General features: G+C 65.5%; 1 protein-coding gene. It reads left to right on the top strand.

All coding sequences use genetic code 11. The features are described from left to right. Positions 1 to 442 precede the first annotated feature (442 nt). Positions 443 to 1,963 carry a 5-carboxymethyl-2-hydroxymuconate semialdehyde dehydrogenase gene (hpaE, locus tag ABD912_RS20655; RefSeq protein WP_345153900.1) on the top strand — a complete coding sequence of 507 codons (1,521 nt, stop codon included), beginning with the start codon at positions 443 to 445 and terminating at the stop codon, positions 1,961 to 1,963. Positions 1,964 to 2,174: the final 211 nt, after the last annotated feature.

Here is a 2,174-nt window from a genome sequence, read left to right as displayed (position 1 = left end):
CGGTCGATGCCGACGCCGGCAGCCGGCTGGACCCGCGGGTCACCGGATACGTAGCCGTGGTGGTGGAACTTCACGAGCTTTCCTCACTGGGTTGTCCGCAATCCGCGGGATGAATATTGTTCTATATCGGAATAATCAGTTCGATAATCGAAATCTACTTGTGGTGCTGAACTCTACGGCACATATGAGGCGGCCCACAAGTGAGGGCATCTGGTTGCGCCTCGAGGTGATGGAGGAGTGGCGCCGGCGGCAAGAAGTTGGCCCCCAGGGGCGCCTCCGCGCGGAAGATGTTTCGCCTTTCCGCCTGAAAGATGAATCACGAGTTGACGTAATCGAGTGTCTGCCGTCACACTCGATCATATACGATTTGAAGTACGATTCAGTGCTCGCTTCAGCACGGGTCGTCAGGCTCCCACCCTCCGGATGAAAGAGGAAGTTCCCCATGACCACGCACTTCGTGCCGGACAACCTGCCCAGCCACCTGCAGCACTACATCGGCGGCAAATTCGTCGACTCCCTCGCCGGCGAGACCTTCGAGGTCCTGGACCCGGTGTCCAACCAGACCTACGCCACCGCCGCGGCCGGCCAGACGGAAGACGTCGACCTCGCCGTTGCCGCGGCCCGCGACGCGTTCGTCAACGGCCCGTGGCCGAAGATGAAGCCACGCGAACGCTCGCGCGTGCTGCACAAGATCGCTGACATCATCGAATCGCGCGACGACGAACTCGCTCTCCTCGAGAGCTTCGACTCCGGCCTTCCCATCAAGCAGGCCAAGGGCCAGGCCCGCCGTGCCGCGGAGAACTTCCGCTTCTTCGCCGATCTGGTCGTCGCCCAGCACGACACCGCGCTGAAGGTCCCCGGCTCCCAGCTCAACTACGTCAACCGCAAGCCGATCGGCGTCGCCGCCCTCATCACGCCGTGGAACGTCCCCTTCATGCAGGAGTCGTGGAAGCTGGCCCCGGCCATCGCGACCGGCAACACCGTCGTCATGAAGCCGGCCAGCTACACCCCGCTCTCGGCCGCGCTGTGGCCGGAGATCTTCGAGGAGGCGGGCCTGCCCGAGGGAGTCTTCAACCTGGTCTTCGGGTCCGGCGGCGTGGCGGGCGACTACCTCGTGAAGCACCCGGACGTGCCGATCGTCTCCTTCACCGGTGACAGCTCGACCGGCGCCACCATCTCGACGGCGGCCGCCCCCCAGTTCAAGAGCCTCTCGCTCGAACTCGGCGGCAAGAGCCCGGCCATCGTCTTTGCCGACGCCGACGTCGAGGCCGCCCTCGACGCCACCGTCTTCGGTGTGTTCAGCCTCAACGGCGAACGCTGCACCGCCGGGTCCCGCGTGCTCGTGCAGCGCGAGATCTACGACGACTTCGTGGCTCGCTTCGCCGAGCGCGCGAAGAACATCGTGGTGGGCCTGCCCAGCGATCCCGCAACCGAGGTCGGCTCGCTCGTGCACCCGAACCACTTCGACAAGGTCATGAGCTACATCGAGATCGGCAAGTCCGAGGGCCGCCTCCTCGCCGGCGGCGGTCGTGCCGAGGGCTTCCCCACGGGCAACTACGTGGCACCGACCGTGTTCGCCGATGTCGCCCCGGACGCGCGGATCTTCCAGGAGGAGATCTTCGGCCCCGTCGTGGCGATCACCCCGTTCGACACCGACGAGGAGGCCCTGGCGCTGGCGAACAACACCAAGTACGGGCTGGCCGCCTACGTGTGGACCAACGACCTCAAGCGCGCGCACAACTTTGCGCACGCCATCGAGTCGGGCATGGTGTGGCTGAACTCGAACAACGTGCGCGACCTGCGCACCCCGTTCGGCGGCGTGAAGGCCTCCGGACTGGGACGCGAGGGCGGCTACCGCTCGATCGACTTCTACACCACCCAGCAGTCGGTCCAGATCACCCTCAACGACGCCCACACCCCCAAGTTCGGCGTCCAGTCCAGCCGCGAAACCGGCGACGCCTAATTGCTTGTCCGGCTTGGTCCGGACGCCCGACCGGGGCCGGCGCCGAGTCCAGACCTCCCTCGTCAGCGGCGGCCCCTCCGCGGGAGTGGGCTTGGGTCCACGGGCCCACTCCCGCACCAATCCAAAGACTTTTAAGGAATCATCATGAGCAACGTCATTCCCACGCCCTCCGTTCCGGCTCCGGACATCGTCCGCTGCGCCTACATGGAAA

It is taken from the genome of Arthrobacter ginkgonis (genome assembly GCF_039540195.1).
Taxonomy (GTDB): Bacteria; Actinomycetota; Actinomycetes; order Actinomycetales; family Micrococcaceae; genus Zafaria; species Zafaria ginkgonis.
This window is presented reverse-complemented; position numbering and strand designations above follow the sequence as displayed.

Coding starts and splice junctions, on each gene's coding strand:
- hpaE (WP_345153900.1), top strand. CDS start 443: ATGACCACGCACTTCGTGCCGGACAACCTGCCCAGCCACCTGCAGCAC.